Annotated in this window: 17 protein-coding genes; 4 read left to right on the top strand and 13 right to left on the bottom strand. The window is 49.1% G+C overall.

Annotation, left to right across the window (positions count from 1 at the left end; translation table 11 throughout):
- Window positions 1–169: 169 nt before the first annotated feature.
- The 13 genes from ACPV3A_RS31570 to ACPV3A_RS31510 all read right to left on the bottom strand — a co-directional run bounded on the left by ACPV3A_RS31570 (window position 170) and on the right by ACPV3A_RS31510 (window position 12,183).
- Window positions 170–1,474, bottom strand: coding sequence for an ABC transporter permease (locus ACPV3A_RS31570; protein WP_426203654.1), 1,305 nt, complete (start codon window positions 1,472–1,474; stop codon window positions 170–172).
- The gene (locus tag ACPV3A_RS31565) at window positions 1,467–2,369 is read right to left on the bottom strand and encodes an ABC transporter ATP-binding protein (RefSeq protein WP_426203651.1); all 903 of its coding nucleotides are present in this window, start codon (window positions 2,367–2,369) and stop codon (window positions 1,467–1,469) included. The genes ACPV3A_RS31570 and ACPV3A_RS31565 overlap by 8 nt, the downstream gene beginning before the upstream one ends.
- 22 nt (window positions 2,370–2,391) lie before the next feature.
- The gene (locus ACPV3A_RS31560) at window positions 2,392–3,294 is read right to left on the bottom strand and encodes an ABC transporter ATP-binding protein (protein WP_194540816.1); all 903 of its coding nucleotides are present in this window, start codon (window positions 3,292–3,294) and stop codon (window positions 2,392–2,394) included.
- A 6-nt stretch (window positions 3,295–3,300) separates the two neighbouring features.
- Window positions 3,301–3,702: a GntR family transcriptional regulator gene (locus ACPV3A_RS31555; RefSeq protein WP_119850108.1), complete on the bottom strand. Its 402-nt coding sequence runs from the start codon at window positions 3,700–3,702 to the stop codon at window positions 3,301–3,303.
- A gap of 75 nt (window positions 3,703–3,777) precedes the next feature.
- Window positions 3,778–4,503: a hypothetical protein gene (locus ACPV3A_RS31550; protein WP_426203648.1), complete on the bottom strand. Its 726-nt coding sequence runs from the start codon at window positions 4,501–4,503 to the stop codon at window positions 3,778–3,780.
- A 615-nt stretch (window positions 4,504–5,118) separates the two neighbouring features.
- Window positions 5,119–5,583: a DUF420 domain-containing protein gene (locus ACPV3A_RS31545; protein WP_098741840.1), complete on the bottom strand. Its 465-nt coding sequence runs from the start codon at window positions 5,581–5,583 to the stop codon at window positions 5,119–5,121.
- Window positions 5,584–5,607: 24 nt separating this feature from the next.
- A complete protein-coding gene (ctaG, locus tag ACPV3A_RS31540; RefSeq protein ID WP_426203645.1) occupies window positions 5,608–6,516 on the bottom strand; it encodes a cytochrome c oxidase assembly factor CtaG in 909 nt (302 codons plus the stop codon).
- Between the two features lie 99 nt (window positions 6,517–6,615).
- Window positions 6,616–6,939, bottom strand: a complete 324-nt coding sequence (locus ACPV3A_RS31535; protein WP_071222061.1) for a cytochrome C oxidase subunit IV family protein — start codon at window positions 6,937–6,939, stop codon at window positions 6,616–6,618.
- 3 nt (window positions 6,940–6,942) lie between these two features.
- Window positions 6,943–7,563: a cytochrome (ubi)quinol oxidase subunit III gene (locus ACPV3A_RS31530; protein ID WP_009590523.1), complete on the bottom strand. Its 621-nt coding sequence runs from the start codon at window positions 7,561–7,563 to the stop codon at window positions 6,943–6,945.
- Window positions 7,560–9,407, bottom strand: a complete 1,848-nt coding sequence (gene ctaD, locus ACPV3A_RS31525; RefSeq protein ID WP_426203656.1) for a cytochrome c oxidase subunit I — start codon at window positions 9,405–9,407, stop codon at window positions 7,560–7,562. The genes ACPV3A_RS31530 and ctaD overlap by 4 nt, the downstream gene beginning before the upstream one ends.
- Window positions 9,408–9,493: 86 nt before the next feature.
- Entirely contained in the window at window positions 9,494–10,543 is a 1,050-nt protein-coding gene (coxB, locus tag ACPV3A_RS31520; RefSeq protein WP_100540082.1) for a cytochrome c oxidase subunit II, read from the bottom strand.
- Between the two features lie 434 nt (window positions 10,544–10,977).
- A complete protein-coding gene (gene map / locus ACPV3A_RS31515) occupies window positions 10,978–11,727 on the bottom strand; it encodes a type I methionyl aminopeptidase (protein ID WP_216532624.1) in 750 nt (249 codons plus the stop codon).
- A 267-nt stretch (window positions 11,728–11,994) separates the two neighbouring features.
- Entirely contained in the window at window positions 11,995–12,183 is a 189-nt protein-coding gene (locus tag ACPV3A_RS31510) for a hypothetical protein (protein WP_006208082.1), read from the bottom strand.
- 385 nt (window positions 12,184–12,568) lie between these two features.
- On the opposite strand from ACPV3A_RS31510, the gene ACPV3A_RS31505 reads away from it, so the two are divergent.
- The 4 genes from ACPV3A_RS31505 (at window position 12,569) to ACPV3A_RS31490 (ending at window position 16,518) form a co-directional block, all read left to right on the top strand.
- On the top strand, window positions 12,569–13,615 hold the full coding sequence (locus ACPV3A_RS31505) for a serine hydrolase domain-containing protein (RefSeq protein WP_426203641.1): 1,047 nt from the start codon (window positions 12,569–12,571) through the stop codon (window positions 13,613–13,615).
- 161 nt (window positions 13,616–13,776) lie between these two features.
- Entirely contained in the window at window positions 13,777–14,055 is a 279-nt protein-coding gene (locus tag ACPV3A_RS31500; RefSeq protein ID WP_194540809.1) for a transposase, read from the top strand.
- A gap of 66 nt (window positions 14,056–14,121) precedes the next feature.
- Window positions 14,122–16,080 carry an electron transport protein gene (locus ACPV3A_RS31495; RefSeq protein WP_426203637.1) on the top strand — a complete coding sequence of 653 codons (1,959 nt, stop codon included), beginning with the start codon at window positions 14,122–14,124 and terminating at the stop codon, window positions 16,078–16,080.
- Window positions 16,081–16,179: 99 nt separating this feature from the next.
- Window positions 16,180–16,518: a DUF4870 domain-containing protein gene (locus ACPV3A_RS31490; protein ID WP_071222068.1), complete on the top strand. Its 339-nt coding sequence runs from the start codon at window positions 16,180–16,182 to the stop codon at window positions 16,516–16,518.
- Window positions 16,519–16,647: the final 129 nt, after the last annotated feature.

Below are 16,647 nucleotides of genomic sequence, written 5' to 3'. Positions count from 1 at the left end.
AAAGCAAGAACGATACATATCTTAGTAAGACAAAAAGACTAGTGAAATCAGGGGTCTGATTAAACTAGTCTTTAAATTGGTCTCACTTAAAAGATATAATAAATCTCAATTATTAATAAAATCAATCTCAATTATAACCATTACTCACATTATCTTCCGTGTTTTATACTTACATCTTATAAGCTTTCATCGCTTTTCTAAGCTCCTTGAACGTAGGGCGTTTGCCGTACATCAGGACACCGGTCCGATAGATTTTCGCTGCCAACCAGCCAAAGACGAGGATGGATACGATCAGGATCGCCAGTGAGAGCAGGATCTCCCAGATTGGGATATCTCCAAGTCCGATGCGAACCAGAATCGTGGTCGGCGAGATAAACGGAATGTAGCTGGATACCTTCATCAGCATCGAGTTTGGAGCGCTTAAGCTAAAGATCGCGATATAGAATGCCACCAGCGACAGCATCGTGATCGGCATAACCGCCTGCCCCAAATCCTCGGTACGGCTGACGATCGAACCAATGGCCGCATAGAGCATCGCGTACAAGAAATAACCAAGGATGTAGAAGATTAAACCGAACACCAGAAGCATCGGGTCGATCGCCGTCAGGTCGAGATTCATGTCCTTCAATGTATCCATATTGTGCGGCAGCATCAGGTTCACGGCGGTTACAACACCGAATGCCGCGATCTGCGACAGTCCCAGCAGGAACATGCCAATAACCTTACCAAACATTTGGCTCAGCGGAGATACGCTTGTAATCAAAATCTCCATGATGCGGGAGCTCTTCTCTGTCGTTACTTCAGATGCGATCATGTTACCTGTTCCCATCAAAGTAAAGAAGAAGAGAATAATCAGTGCATACACGACAATGTAGTTAATAACCTCGGAAGCCCCTTCCTTCTCTCCGGAAGCTCCGTCCGCGTTACCCGTTTCTGTAGGATCGATACCCCGAGCATCAATCTGAACCGGCGTATTCAGCTCATTGATCTGCGCATCGGACAAATTAAGTCCGTCTACAATGCTGCGCGTCTTCGCCACTTGCAGAGCTGCTTGCAGGTTGGATTGCAGTTCCGGACTCATGGCCTCGTCTTCAGAGCTGTAGACCACCGTCGGGAATGCATTGCCTTCTTTTGCTTCAAATTTCAGATAACCCTCGATAACGCCATCTTTAATGTCTTTATTCAGAGCGGCTTCATCAGCCGTTTCATATTTTACAAATTCATAGGAAGTTGACGGCAGGTTACTCCAAGTGGTTTCCAGTTGTTCGGCAAGCATTTGCTCCTGTCCGTAAACCAGTCCGATGCGGGTGGTTTCTTCGGAGCCCGCCTTATCTCCCGTAAACATTTGAATCAGAAAAGGAAGATTGATCCCGATGGTAATAATGAGTGCAAATATCAAGGTCGAAACAAGAAAGGACTTCGTTCTTACTTTATTCATGAACGTAAATCGGATAACAGTCCACATATTATTCATTGGATTCACCTACCGCCTTTATGAAGATTTGATTGAGTGTCGGCTCCTTCACTTCAAACCGATGGATCGTGCTTTGCGACATGGCTGTATTCAAAATCTCTTGCGCTGCATCAACCTGGCTGATCCGGATGGAGTAGCCGTCCTCTGTCCGCTCCACAGCCGTTACGCCTGGCAGGGCTTCAAGACCAAGGACTTCACCGGACGTACCGAGCACCACTTCTTCTCGAGGATACTTGGATTTGATATCTTTCAGGTTCCCCTTCACTACCGTATTGGAGCGATGCAGAATCGTAATGTTCTTACACAACTCCTCGACATGTTCCATCCGGTGGGTGGAGAACAGAATGCTCGTGCCTTTGTCGCGTAGTTCTTTTACCGTTGATTTCAGAAGTTCGACGTTCACCGGATCCAGACCGCTGAAGGCTTCGTCCAAAATCAGAATTTGCGGGTCATGAACAACCGCCGCGATAAATCCCATTTTTTGCTGGTTACCTTTGGACAGTTCTTCAATTTTCTTATCATAATAGTCAGGTACTTCAAACCGTTCCAGCCAATATTTCAGACTCTTGTCCGCGTCTTTCGCGGACATGCCCCGCAGCTGTGCCAAGTAGGAAATCTGCTCGCTGACTTTCACTTTCGGGTATAACCCGCGCTCCTCCGGCAAGTAACCCATAATATGTCGCAGTTCCTTGTTATACGGCTTTCCGTTATACAGAATCGTCCCGTCATCCGGGTAGATCAACCCAAGCACCATCCGCATGGTGGTTGTTTTGCCGGCGCCGTTCGCGCCAAGCAGTCCGTAGATTTCACCTTCCTCAACCTGAAGCGAAATCCGGTTTACTGCCGTTTTGTCCGCATAAATCTTAACTACATTGTCTAATTGCAAGCGTTGCATATCGTAAAAACCCCTCTCTATCCTAGTTCTGCACGTTGGCAGGAATGTTTCCGTCAATCCATAATCGAAGCACTTCATCCAGCTCCAGGGAACGGGTCTGAATAAACGGTATGCCTGCAGACTGCAGGATCTTCTCCACTTCCAAGCATTCCGTCGTTATAAAAGAAATCGTTGTTGCTGTCTCTTGTTTGTAACTCAGAATACCCGGCAGCTCCTCCACAATGGAGGCATCCCCTTGTATCCAGCACTCCTTCCAGTTATCCAGCAGCGAGTCCTTCTCCACCATGCCCAGCAGCTTCCCATGATGAATGAGTATGACGTAGTCCGCCAGACGTCGGATTTCATCCACAACATGGGTTGAGAGCACGATCGTTGTATCCATGGACTTCATCACTTTGTGCAGCTGGTCGATCATCAGCTTCCAAGCGAAAGGATCGAGACCGGAAGAAGGTTCATCCAGCAGCAAGAACTTGGGCCTTGGTGCAAGTGCAGCGGCGATCTCGAACTTGCGTCGTTCCCCTTTGGACATCTTGCGCAGTTTTACGCCTCGCGGGACATCGAACCGGGATAGCAGCTCATCGAAAAAATAACCGTCCCAAGTGTCATACCAGGATGCGCGAAAGCTGGCCGCTTCATCTACCGTCAAATGCTGCTCCTCTACACTCAACTGTTCAGGAACGAATCCCATTTGTTTACGGATCGAGACCGGAAGCTCTCCCCGGTAAGACTCGCCGAACCAGGTGATCTCCCCTTCGTCCGGAAACACGGTCTGCATCATCATGTTCAGCAGCGTGCTTTTTCCCGAGCCGTTAGGTCCCACCAGGGCAACAATATATCCTTGAGGAATCGACAATTCGATCGGGCCGATGGTTTTCGTTCTCCGTCGTTTAATGACATTACGAAATTCAATGATATGTGGTTCCATGACGTGTTAACGACCTCCTTTTGCATCGAATATTTCCCGAATCACTTCCATGAACAGTTCCTTCAATTCATCCTCGTTAAACTGAACGGCAAGCCCTTTTTCGACTGCTATCTTTAACGCCTCTATAACCGCATCGCGTTTATACTGTTCACGGGCCTGATCCCCGACACCGGCCACAAAGGTTCCCGTACCTTGCCTCGTTCGCAGCAGCCCTTCATTCTCAAGATCCTGATACACCCTGCGTACCGTAATGACACTACAGTTCAGATTCCCGGCAAATTCCCTTATGGACGGCAATAACGTTCCCTCCTCAATCTGACCGCTAATAATGAGCGAGCGCAGCTGTGTTTCAATCTGGTGATATAAAGGCTCTGCGCTATTTTCGTTGATCTGAATCGGAATTCGCACCTTTTATCACCTCGCTTTTCTCTTGTACATAAACCCGTCCTATTGCTATTCCATACGGATTCATCTTCATATTCTTCATGATAAGTCTCTGGTCTGCTGCCGAATGTAGGTTAATTTGCTCATAAGCAGCATAGACGCCAGTCCAACCATCAGCGATCCCCACATGACCGGAGATAGCAGGCCCCATTTGATGGAGGCTCTCACAACGAAATCGAATACGCTGTAACCCAGCAAACTAAGCATAACGGCCGTTCCGGAGGTTAGCACCATCAGCAGAAGAGAAATCCCGAAGTACCTCTTACCGCTGCACATATTTTCCCAGTAAATATAGGGTCCTGTTATTAAAAATCCGATGCCCATCCAGGTCAGTATAAATGCAATATAACTAGGGATATCCATCGCGGCTCTAATATGATTGCCTATCGCATAAATGACTCCAAATAATACGATGCCGTTTATGAAGAAAGCGATCAGCGAGTTCATGATCCGGCTTACGAAGATGGCCGAGGCTGGTACCGGTATACTCCGATAAAAATACAGCATCCGGGTGTATGAATCCTCGTTCAGATACCGGAAGGACCTCCTGCTAAAAAGGAATCCCAGCAACGGAGCGTAGAATACCAATAGAAAGTCAATCAGTGGATTAATGTACTCATCCAAATGTTCAAACTGATTGTCAATGATAACGCTGGTGGCAAACCCCATATACACCATAAACATTATGTTCCATACAATTTGCAGCTTGTCGCTAGCGAAGTCTTTCTTGACGATCTTCATCGCATTATGGAGAACTTGTTGCAATGCAGCTCACCCTTTCATTTCTTCATATATTCATTTCGTTATCATCGCAGTTATGTTTCACTGTGCTTAGTGTGATTACTGTGCTCACTGTGTATATCTTTATACACAGTATATAGTGTGTATATAAACAGTGTCAATAGAAGTTGTAAAAAAACACCCGGCAGAGATGCCTGTCGGGTGTCCATTACCCCATGGCGGCTCATTCAAGAGCTTCCTGCACAAGGGGAGTGTAGCCGCGGAGGAGACCTGGCGTTCGCCTTTGAAACCGGGAAACATCCATCTCATCTAATCCCAGTTTCCTGGTTTCAACAGCGACCGGAGCGGATACACTCCCCCTCCCTGCCCTCACACTCTCTAAACACCTGTCCGAGGCTTCCTGACGGGTGTCACTACCCCATGGCGGCTCATTCAAGAGCTTCCTGCACAAGGGGAGTGTAGCCGCGGAGGAGACCTGGCGTTCGCCTTTGAAACCGGGAAACATCCATCTCGTCTAATCCCAGTTTCCTGGTTTCAACAGCGACCGGAGCGGATACACTCCCCCTCCCCTGCCCTCACAATTGAGCCGCGCAAACAAAAAACACCCGCCAGATTCCTCTGACGGGTGTTCTCCCACGCTTACATTCCAAATATCACTTTCCATACAGGCTGAGTATGCCCGCCCGGATATAACAGGTACAGCAAAGTATACACGGCTACGCCGGTAATGGCGGTAAAGAACCAGATGATCGACGTGACTCTGCCCCATTTGCGGTGCTTGGAATACTTCTCCTTGAAGCCGAGGGTCAATGTCGTGATCCCGAATACCGCTGCGACGGTAGCCAGGACAATGTGGAAGACCAGGAAAACCTGATAATACGGTTGCAGATCATCAGGACCACCCCATGACGTATTCCCGATGAATACGGTGCGCGAGGAATAGATGATAAAGAAGATGACGGCTGCGACGGCCGCCCAGATCATTACCTTTTTGTGGGCTTCGCGCTTCCCCTTAATGATAAGACCCCAGCCAATCGCTACCAACACGGCGCTGATGACAATAAACGTTGTACTGACCGTGGGAAATATAAAAAACCAATCCATATGGATCCCCCTTCAATAATCCCCTTACGCCTGATTGAGCTTGCCGGGAGGAATCTCGCTAGGCAAAGGATCGTCTTCCTGATTTTCTCGTTTGTACCAATGAAAGAACACATAAGCTAGCATCGAGGCAAAAATAATCTCTTGGAAAAACTTCATGATGATCCCGCCTACCCGCTGGTCAATCGCAGGCTCCAGATAACCGAAGAACTCAGGTCCGCCAAATTGGCTAAGCAATGCCGAGGTATCGCCAGCTACGCAGTATCCCATCGCCTTCGCCCATACCACCGGATCGCTGTACGTTGCGTACATTGGCTCGCTCGAGAATATAATGAGCGCACACGCCGGAGTTAACAATACCATGTTGAGAAAGATGTATCCCATTTTCAAAAGTCCTGAGGACTTGTCCTTCTCCGGAATCGGGTTAATGATAGCCCACCACATCAACAGTGAGGCGATGAACAGGATCAAATAGTACAAACGGTGCACCCAGAAGTTCAACATGACAAAGTCATGGATAACCGGGACGTGATAAAAAGAAAACAAACCGTTAAACAGAACGGCGGCAACGATCGGACGCGCAAGAAAACCGAGCTTCTTAAACGGGTTGACCTTATCGAAGGCACGCCATATCCAGACAGGAATACCCAGAATCAAGAGCGGCATCGCCATTAAATAGGACATGGCCATACTGACCATATGAAACGAGAACATCGTATGCCCCAGCAGTTCAATAGGTCCACCCTGCGCAAGATAGAACGTAAGCATACCGCCTACAAACAGCGTTTTCCTTCCTGCGGAAACTGGAGCGCTCCCTTCGAATCTACTGCTCAGCGGCCCGGTCAACAGGAAGTAGCCTGCTGTTACGAGCAGCATAAATGCCAGGAACAAGGGACTCCATTTATCTGCAAAACTAAAATATTCTAAGCCCAGCATGCAAAAACCTCCCCTTAACGGGTTAAATTCTGTCGAAATTGTGACACCTTCCTACGATTTAAAAAAAGAGGGGGCTGAAGAGCCCACCTCTTTTTCATTTTACCACCAAACCCAGAACAGTGCCATGACAATACAGGTACTAGCTACGAAGAAGCCGCCAATCATAAACAGGATTGGCATCAGATGCCCTTTGTCCTTCAAGTGCATCCAGTAACCCATTTGCACGAACACCTGCAATACAGCCATAACCAGCAAAATGATGATCGTAAATGCTGTGTTGATGCCACCGGCTGCGACAGCCGCAAAAGCAATCGCAGTCAGGACGATCGAGAAAATAAAGACAACAATGTGTTTCTCAGGGCCTTCCACACGATGGCGGTGTTTTACTGTAGGCCCCTCATTAGATTGTTGATTCGCAGTCATTCCTTAGCCCACCTTTCCAAGAAGGTATACGACCGAGAAGATGAACACCCATACAACGTCGATAAAGTGCCAGTACATGGCAGAAACATATACCTTAGGTGCTGTAACTACGGTTAACCCTTTTCTGTACAGCTGAGCGATCAACAGGCTGATCCACACAACCCCGAACGCAACGTGGGCACCGTGGAAGCCAACCAGCGTATAGAATGCAGACGAGAATGCACTCGTCTTCATGTTAAACGATTCATGCACAACATATTCATAGAACTCATAAATTTCAAGGCCAAGGAACCCAAGACCCAAAACAACGGTTACGATCAGCCACAACTTCAGCTTCTCGATATTGTGACGGTGGAGCGCCTGAATAGCGAACACACTGGTCAAGGAACTGACAAGCAATATCAACGTTGCCGCTGCCGTAATCGGCAGAGAGAACAGCTCAGCTGCGGTTGGGCCTTCATTGTTCTGTCCGCGAAGCGCCAGGAACGTTGCAAACAACGTACCGAAGAGCACGGCCTCTCCACCGAGGAAGAGCCAGAAACCAAGAACCTTATTACGGCCTTCGAGTGTTGCCTTCTCCGGCTCGTGAGGAAGTTCGCCGTTTACATGTTCAGCGTGACTCATGCTTTACCCTCCCCTTCCAGTTCTTCAACTTCGATGTGATATCCATGATCATCGTACAGGGAACGAGTGATCATTGCCGCGAACGTAATCAGAAGACCAACAATCAGAACGATATATTTATTGAAGATTAAGCTCATGAACGAATTGGAGAAGTCCTCCGTGCTAAACATGAAACCAAGACCCGCGATAAACAGACCCAGTGACATTACAAACGGAAGGATGCTTGGCGAAGGCATGTGGATCGGACCAACCGGTTCGGATGGTGTCATCTCTTTATTGCCTGCCATCTTCTCTTTCCAATAAGCGTCAATGCCGCGAACAAGCGGAATTTGCTTAAAGTTGTACTCTGGCGGTGGAGAAGGAATACTCCACTCGAGCGTACGGCCATCTTCCCATGGATCGGCCGGAGCACCGACCGGTTTTCTCGAAGTGATAACAACGTTTGCCAAGAAGGCCAGAACGCCGATCCCCATCAAGATTGCGCCGATGGTACTGATAAAGTTAAGCTCGTCAAAATTCTGGTTCGGCAGATAAGAGACAATCCGCCGCTGCATACCCAGCAATCCAAGGAAATGCTGTACGAAGAATGTCATATGGAAGCCGATTGCGAACAACCAGAACGTCCATTTGCCAAGCGTTTCGTTCAATACCCGACCGAACATTTTTGGCCACCAGTAGTGGAGTCCGGCAAACAAACCGAATACCAGACCACCAACGATAACGTAGTGGAAGTGAGCTACAACGAAGTACGTATCATGGAACTGGAAGTCTGCCGGAGCAGATGCCAGCATGACGCCGGTAACTCCACCCATAACGAACGTCGGTACGAAACCGATCGCGAACAGGTTTGCACTGGTAAAGCGGATTTGACCGCCCCACATCGTAAAGAGCCAGTTAAAGATTTTGATACCGGTAGGAACGGCGATCAGCATCGTTGCGATGGAGAAGAGCGCATTCGCTACAGGACCAAGACCTGTCGTAAACATATGGTGAGCCCAAACCATGAAGCCCAAGAAGGCGATCAGGATGGTTGCAAATACCATGGAACTGTATCCGAACAAACGTTTACGAGAGAATGTCGGAATAACTTCTGAAATAATACCGAATGCCGGCAAAATCAGAATGTAGACTTCAGGGTGACCGAAGATCCAGAAAATATGCTGCCACAATACGGAGCTACCGCCAGCCGCAACATCAAAGAAATTGGCACCTAGCAAACGGTCAAAGCTAAGCAACACGAGACCTACCGTAATGGCAGGGAATGCGAACAGGATCATGGCCGATGTAATGAAAGCCGTCCATGTAAACATTGGCATTCTCATGAAGGACATTCCAGGTGCACGCATCGTTATGATGGTAGCCAGGAAGTTGATACCACCGATCAACGTACCCAGACCCGCAATCTGAAGACCTATGGTATAAAAGTCTACACCGTGCGTGGACGAATAGTCATTTGTGGAAAGCGGTGTATAGGATGTCCAGCCCGCATCAGGCGCGCCGCCCATAATCCAGCTAAGATTGAGCAAAAGTCCACCGAACAAAAACGTCCAAAATCCAAGCGAGTTCAAAAATGGAAATGCGACGTCACGTGCACCGATCTGAAGCGGAATAACCGCGTTCATCAAGGCGAAGATAACTGGCATAACACCAAGGAAAATCATCGTCGTTCCGTGCATTGTAATCAATTCGTTAAATACTTGAGCCGATACCAGATCGTTCATCGGCTTGATCAGCTGCAAGCGAATCAGAATCGCTTCAATACCGCCAATCCCGAAGAAGAAGCCGCCCGCTATCAGGTATAATATCCCGATTTTCTTGTGGTCAACGGTTGTAAGCCAATCCATTAACCCCGTGTAGCGTTTGACGCTATGGCTTTGAGCATGAGCGTGAGCCAAGGTTTGTACCCCCTTTTAAAGTTCTTGCTGCTGTATTAATAATCCAACTTATAATTGGCCAAGTAATCGGCAATCTGCTCGATTTCTTCGTCACTGAAGCCGAGATCCTTCGGATTAGGCATCGTGTTGCCAGGTTTTACAGCCTGAGGCTCCATCAGCCATTCCACCAGGTTGTCTTTCGTAGGCTTCGTGCCTGGTTTGCCGCTTATGTCGTTCAGCAAGATACTCGCAATCGTCTCACGTGATCCAATGCCGGTCAGGTTAGGACCCATCGCTCCGCCTTGGTCGCCTACAGCGTGGCAAGAAAGGCAGTTGGTCTTGAATTTCTCGGCGAGTGCCGCATCCGCAGGAAGCACAGCAGGTTCTTTAAATGCCGCTACCCATTTGTCAAATGCCGCATCGTCAACCGCTTTCACCCGGAATTCCATGAACCCGTGAGAAGGACCGCACAACTCTGCGCATTTACCAATGTATGTATCTGCTTTGTCAGCAACCAGAGTCATGTAGTTAACGCTGCCTTCTGTGTTTGTATCCATCTTGCCGCCGAGCGATGGTACCCAGAAGGAGTGAAGCACATCATTCGTTTTTAATTGGAAAGCAATTTTCTTGCCTACAGGAATAACCAGCTCTTGAGCGGTTCTTACGCCGTAGTCTGGATAATTAAACTCCCACCAGAACTGATGAGAAGTAACTTCCACCTTAACTGCATCTGGATTGTTCCAGTCGTTCTCTCCGTAAGCAAATACCTTTTGAATAGTAGGAACTGCAAGCACGAGTACCAAGAGCAGCGGAATCGCCGTCCAAATAATCTCCAGCTTATGGTTACCTTCTACTTGCTCAGGAATTTCATCTTGTCCCTTCTTTCGACGGAATTTAACAAGCACGTATGCGGCGATTCCAAATACCACAACCATTACGACGATCATAATCGAAATGGAGAGCTTAATTAAATCCAGTTGACCTTGTGCTACCGGACCTTGTGGTCTTAAGACCGACAAATCCTCTCGGCCGCAGCCGGATAACACCAAAGCAAACATGGCCATCAAAGGAAGAAGACGCTTTACAGCCTGCCACCGTTTCATCATTGATCTACCCCACTTTTCCGATTTTCGTAGACTACCATCCGGCGCAAACAGCGGTAATCTACCTGCACAATCACGGATGAAGTAATCCTGTCAATTAAAGCAATCACTTATTAAATATAAGTTCATGGGTTGCTTTTGTCAATCATTCACAGGGAGTTCACAAATTGTTCGAAAAGTCGTCAAAGTCGCGCCGTTACTGATTTTGCAATCGCTTTCAAACCGTATCCACCATCCCGCGACCCATCATTCGACATTCTTCACACCCTGTCAGCGACAGCCTTCATAGCTATATATACAGTCATTTCCGCCTTTTGAATCTATATGCAGCCGTCCCCCATTTATCTGGGCACCCATGATATAAGGAGGTCTCCTTCGAAAAGCCCTGATGCCTCACGAAGTAAGCCTCCTATTATTATGGTATATTTTTCGGCATCTTAATCCGTCAGGATAACAGCTTCTCCACGAGTAATAGCAATCGTATGCTCATACTGGACGCCCACCGATCCGTCCGCACTGGAAATGGTCCAGCCGTCATCCCCCCAGAACACGGCACCCGAGGGGCCCAGGGTAAAAACGGGTTCGATGGTAATGACCATTCCTTCTTTGAGTTTAAGACCCCTTCCTGGAATGCCGTAGTTCGGGACATCGGGCGGCTCGTGGATAGCGCGGCCGATGCCATGACCGACAAGCGACTTGACGATCCCGTAGCCTTCCCTTTCGGCAACCTGCTCAATGGCATAACCTACGTCGCCCAAGGTTGCGCCGTGCCGAGCAGCCTCGATCCCTTTAAACAGCGCTTCATGGGTGTGCTGCATCAGCTGGTTTACTTCCCTTGAAACCCGATCTACCGCATAAGTCCAGCCGGAATCCGCCAGCCACCCGTTCTTATTCACCACCATATCAATGGTCACAACATCCCCGGATTGCAGCGGCCGCTGATCGGGGAATCCATGACACACCACCTCATTGACTGATGCACAAGTGGCGTATGGAAATCCTTTATATCCTTTTTGCTCGGGCAAAGCCCCATTCTTCTCCAAAAATCTCTCGACCCTGGCATCGATCTCGCTCGTTGTGATTCCCGGTTTGATGACTTTCGCTATTTCACGGTGACACGCAGCCAATATACGTCCCGCCTCGCGGATATATCCGATTTCTTCCTTCCGTCTGAGCTGTGTCCTCACATCTGTCCACTCCCTTATATCCTTATCGGATCGATTGCTAACAATATATGTAGGGACAGATGCAAAATTCCCCCAGGAAATAGACTTTCCGAGGAGATGAGTCTGTTCACGTAACGGGAACTGGCAAAAGCAAAAAAACCGCTTTCGGGACATTTGCCCCAAAAACGGTTTAACCATAAACTCTAAATTGGTTCATATCATTAGTCATTAACAAGGTGAAGATGCGATGCGTGTTGGTTATTTCTATAGACCAGGTGCTATTACAGGTTACGAAACGGAGGAATTCAGCTTGCCAAGTTCATGCTCAACAACAAGTGTAAGCTCTTCTTCATAGCCCCCCATAATATGGTACTTCCGGACATACTCCTTTACAAATTTTTTCGGATCTTTAGGCCGGAAAATTCGTGTCATTTCCCGCAGACTTTCCTTAACCTCATTGTGACCTTTCGTTGCCATGATGGATCCCTCCCAAAACGTGTGGAATAAAATTACTCCGTTTAAAGAGAATGCCGAAAAGATCTACCTCATTAAGTTGAAGCCATATTGCAGTTCTTACGGTGACCATTAGGTTGATATTCAGCAACTTACCAATGCACCTGACACTATACATACCCTAACAGCATGCAACTGAATCATTAATATATTATATCATATTCTTCTGTTTGTTTCATCTTTCCCAAAAAATGTTTTTTGGTACTATGTTTTTTCATCAGGTCATCCCTTTATCCCCGGAATTGGTTAAGATACATTCAAACGAACCTCCCGCGACTCCAGAAGTCAGCGAATATCACAAATAGATACGCAGAATAACATATTCTAGATACAAGGAGGCCTACAGCTCATGCCGAACTCACAGTCTATCCTGCATTCCCCTGTCGATTTAGGATCCCCTATTCCTGCCGCTGAGCCTCATGAGGCAGGGCTGCACCTCAATTCGCTTGATCAGGTCGACCTGATCATTCAGAAACAATATCCGAAAATGCGCAGCTTTCTCCTCCTGCATGCCGGCAAACTCATCTACGAACGCTATTACAACGGTCACGGCGTTTCCTCGCTGAACGATCTCAGGTCCGCCACCAAGAGCTTTACGTCAGCGTTATGCGGCATCGCCCACTCACGCGGCGAATTACCTGATCTGAATTCCTCTGTCATGGATATTTTGCATCGATATGTTCCCGAACGAGCCCATCCGCTATTACACAAGGTTTCCCTTCATCACCTGCTGACGATGACCTCAGGCTTTTCGTGGCAAACCGGTAAAAAGCTAGGGGAGCCGCTCATTCACCGATTCCACCGCAACCGGAAATGGACAAGCTTCGCGCTATCCCTCCCTGTCATGGAACAGGAAATGGGCCTCTTTCAATATCGGAGCACAGATTCCCATCTGCTCTCCGTTGCCATTAGTGAGGCTACGGGAATGGATGCTTACGCCTATGCCAGACAATATTTATTCGAGCCGCTCGGCATTCGTCATGCCGCCTGGTCCCCAAGTCCCGAGGGCCACAGCATGGGTCACGTCGGCCTCTATCTCACCTCCCGCGACATGGCCAAATTCGGTCTTTGCTGCCTGAATGGGGGACGATGGCAAGGCACCACGCTCATCCCGGAATCATGGCTAAAGCAAGCCCTCGCTCCGCAGGTCAAGGGCTATCCCGCCTTTGGGGATTACGGATTTCAGTGGTGGACCGGCATTCAGAACGGGACTCCCTTCGCGCTTGCACACGGCCATGGAGGACAGCAAATCTACCTTTTTCCCCAATTGGATACGGTCGTCGTATTTACTGCCGACAGCAAGGTCAGCCGCTGGAAGAACCCACGCTCTCTGCTGGAGCGCTATATTCTTGACGACTTAAAGTCAAAACCTGCTGTATCATCGTCAGGCAGCTGACAGATCGTCCTGTGGCCATCCCTACACTTAGGAGCATTCGGTTCTTTCCCGAAACCGTAATCTGACTTACTTGCAAATTTCAGCGGATAGTACCTCCTCTTTCTGGTTACTTTATGCGATATGAATCATTTCTAAAATCAAGCCTGAGAGGAGCATGCGACATGTCCGGAAAAGACAAGGATCTCCACCCTATTTCGCGAGAAGAGGTTGAAGTAGACGGAACATACACAAATGAATGGGGACGGGAGGAATATTTAAAACGCGGCGAAGAATTCCCGTTCGATCCCCAGAAGGGCTCCACGGAGTGGCGGCTGGCGGAGTATGATTTTGAAAACCACCATCAAGGCAGGACAGACGAGCGTCTGGTTCCGAAAGAGAAAGGCCCTGATAAGCAAGTTAATGCCGAATCGCCTCTGCGCCATGATGTGCATGTAGACTAAAGCCCTTGTATATCGGCAGTGAAGAGATGATTCATCAGATCTGCTCATAAAAAAGGGTGATAAGACATGCGAAAATCGAAGCGGCTTCTGCTATGGCTGATCCCGATCACCGTCGTAGGGGCCTTATGGCTTGCTGCTAATATCGTGGAGCCGGAATACGCCTATATACCGCCTGCACATAAATTGGAGAATACTACGCAAATCCAAGCCCAGCAAACGGGCTTCATTCGCCAGTATGATATCTGGGGCAAGACGCTTACGGTTCCCGGTACCGCCCTGAAGGATCAGGACCCCCGTTTAACAGCCGCCCATGGCGCCGTTGAGGTGACAAAAGATCTGCTTGCCCTAGGGCGTCGTACATTGTATGAGGAATCCTTTGGCAATGAGGTGTTTTTAACTGATATTGTGGGGATCATCGGCGGTCCGATGAAGCTGAATAATATTGCAAAAGCCCTCGCCGAGTTAAAAGGACGGGGAACAACCAATTTGCGCGTTGCACTCGATCAGGATGTAACGATCGGCGGCAGGACCTACCGCAAGGGGGATAAGATTGATACCGGCTTTGACGTAGCCAAAGGCGCCTATGCCCCCGTTGGCGTCACATTTAAATATGCCGAAGGCAAGGGTCGCATCGGCGTTAGCTGCATGGCCTGCCATGCAACCGTCAACCGTGAAACGGGAATGATCGTCGAGGGCGCGCCCAACTCCGATCTGAACCTCGGTCTAATGCTGGCACTTGCCCCGAATAGCGCGGCTTATTTTACCCATACGGACATTACCAGCCTGGTGGATTATGTAAAGAACGAGCAGCGTACGATTGTAAACTCCAAAGGAAAAACCGAAGCGCTGCCGGATCCCGCCCTGCTGGAAAAAGCCGTTGACGAAAATCTGATCAAATGGATGCCCGGCACGTTCGATACAACCGTGGATCTGGTCAGTGACGTGACCCAAATTCCCGATATGTTTACGAAGGGCGATCATCCATACAGCTGGAGCGGCTTCGCTGCCGCGGGCCCCTTCAAGGGACTTAGCACCTTCAGCAACAATGTTCACGCCCAGAACACGGATACCTTGAGTCAAACCGAGGTGAGCGAACCGATGTGGGGGATCGACAAAGAGATTTATGTGGGCACCATTCTGCAAAATGCAGCCCATCGCAAGTTTCGCTATGATCCGAGCAGCGGGCTGAAGCCCACCGAATTCTTTAACCGGCTGGATCCCAATCCCGGAACCCCCGGCGTGAATGAGGTTATTAAGATTCCGAATTTCCCGAAGGTTTCAGCCATCGCACCAAACGGGCTGTACATCAGCTCGCCGGGCTTCAAAGCCGGGGAGCAGGTGAACGCCATGTCCGCCTATCAGAATACGATCCGTCCGCCGGAAACGGGTGCCAAGGATATCTCCGATGCCAAGACGATCAACCTCGGAGCGGAAGTATTCAAAAAAGCGCAATGCATCACTTGCCACGCTGGTGACTTCTATACGAATAACCGCGTTATGCGCGCGGCTGAAATCGGTACCGAGCCTGCAAGGGCAAAGGCTTTCCAGCGCACACAGAATGCTTTTGGCGCTGCGGAGTTCTACCCGCCCGACACGCCTGTCCCGATCCCTCCGGGTGCCAAAATGACCAAAATCCCGCTGGATGATATCGACCCGGAGCAGATCAAGTTGGGCTTCGGCCATACATCTGGCGGCGGTTATAAGGTCAAAGGGTTGATCGGTCTTCGCTTGTCCGCACCGTATTTGCACGACGGCGGCGTAGCAGTCGGGCCTAAGCTGACGCAAACCGGCGTATCGCAGACCCTTATGAAAGGGATACACCCCGACCCTTACAACAGCCTGAAAGCCCTGATAGACCGTAAGTTGAGACTGCAGGTCGTCGAGGCGAACCGCAAGGATTCAAGACTGAGAGACACCCATGTCACCGGTCAGGGACATGAGTTTTGGGTGGACGAAAGCAGCGGGTTCACGCAGGAGCAGCAGGATGCTCTCGTGAAATATCTGCTGCAATTGAAAATGAAATAAGTTCGGGATTTAACCATCATACTTTGTCCCATCGGCTCATAAGGTAAGGTATAAAGCTTGCCCTACCCCAGAACCGGTCTAAGACAAGGAGTTGATGAGATGTCCCCTTTCAAATCGTCCACAGGACTTCCCGAGAATCTGGCGGCTACGCTGTGCTATTTTTTTCCCATGGTCGGAGGAATTCTGTTTCTTTCATTAGAAAAGAGAAGCCGCTACGTCATATTCCACGCGCTGCAGTCCTTGCTGGCCTTCGGCATCCTGGCCGTCGCTCACCTGCTGTCGAGCGCGGTGCCCATCATCGGCCTCCTGGCCTCCGCCCTTCTGGCGCTGGTCGGCGTCTTGATGTGGCTGGTGCTTATGGCAAACGCCATTCAGGGAAAATGGTTCAAGCTGCCCTGGATCGGCAATATTGCAGAGAAACAAATGCAGCGCGTCTAACGCTTACACATCACGTAAAACGGCTGCCTCCATTCTACTATGGAGGCAGCCGTTTTTGATTGGACCGAGCAATATCAAAGGAAAAACGTCTGTCGACGTCCTGTCTGCAGAAGCCCGACCGCTAGTTAA

Origin of the sequence: Paenibacillus sp. Dod16 (assembly GCF_049893405.1) — a bacterium.
In the GTDB taxonomy this organism is placed as follows: Bacteria; Bacillota; Bacilli; order Paenibacillales; family Paenibacillaceae; genus Paenibacillus_AQ.
Note: the sequence above shows the minus strand (reverse complement) of the source record. Positions and strands in the feature narration are given on the sequence as shown.

Coding starts and splice junctions, on each gene's coding strand:
- ACPV3A_RS31570 (WP_426203654.1), bottom strand. CDS start 1,474: ATGAATAATATGTGGACTGTTATCCGATTTACGTTCATGAATAAAGTA.
- ACPV3A_RS31565 (WP_426203651.1), bottom strand. CDS start 2,369: ATGCAACGCTTGCAATTAGACAATGTAGTTAAGATTTATGCGGACAAA.
- ACPV3A_RS31560 (WP_194540816.1), bottom strand. CDS start 3,294: ATGGAACCACATATCATTGAATTTCGTAATGTCATTAAACGACGGAGA.
- ACPV3A_RS31545 (WP_098741840.1), bottom strand. CDS start 5,583: ATGGATTGGTTTTTTATATTTCCCACGGTCAGTACAACGTTTATTGTC.
- ctaG (WP_426203645.1), bottom strand. CDS start 6,516: ATGCTGGGCTTAGAATATTTTAGTTTTGCAGATAAATGGAGTCCCTTG.
- ACPV3A_RS31535 (WP_071222061.1), bottom strand. CDS start 6,939: ATGACTGCGAATCAACAATCTAATGAGGGGCCTACAGTAAAACACCGC.
- ACPV3A_RS31530 (WP_009590523.1), bottom strand. CDS start 7,563: ATGAGTCACGCTGAACATGTAAACGGCGAACTTCCTCACGAGCCGGAG.
- ctaD (WP_426203656.1), bottom strand. CDS start 9,407: ATGGATTGGCTTACAACCGTTGACCACAAGAAAATCGGGATATTATAC.
- coxB (WP_100540082.1), bottom strand. CDS start 10,543: ATGATGAAACGGTGGCAGGCTGTAAAGCGTCTTCTTCCTTTGATGGCC.
- ACPV3A_RS31510 (WP_006208082.1), bottom strand. CDS start 12,183: ATGGCAACGAAAGGTCACAATGAGGTTAAGGAAAGTCTGCGGGAAATG.
- ACPV3A_RS31505 (WP_426203641.1), top strand. CDS start 12,569: ATGCCGAACTCACAGTCTATCCTGCATTCCCCTGTCGATTTAGGATCC.
- ACPV3A_RS31500 (WP_194540809.1), top strand. CDS start 13,777: ATGTCCGGAAAAGACAAGGATCTCCACCCTATTTCGCGAGAAGAGGTT.
- ACPV3A_RS31495 (WP_426203637.1), top strand. CDS start 14,122: ATGCGAAAATCGAAGCGGCTTCTGCTATGGCTGATCCCGATCACCGTC.
- ACPV3A_RS31490 (WP_071222068.1), top strand. CDS start 16,180: ATGTCCCCTTTCAAATCGTCCACAGGACTTCCCGAGAATCTGGCGGCT.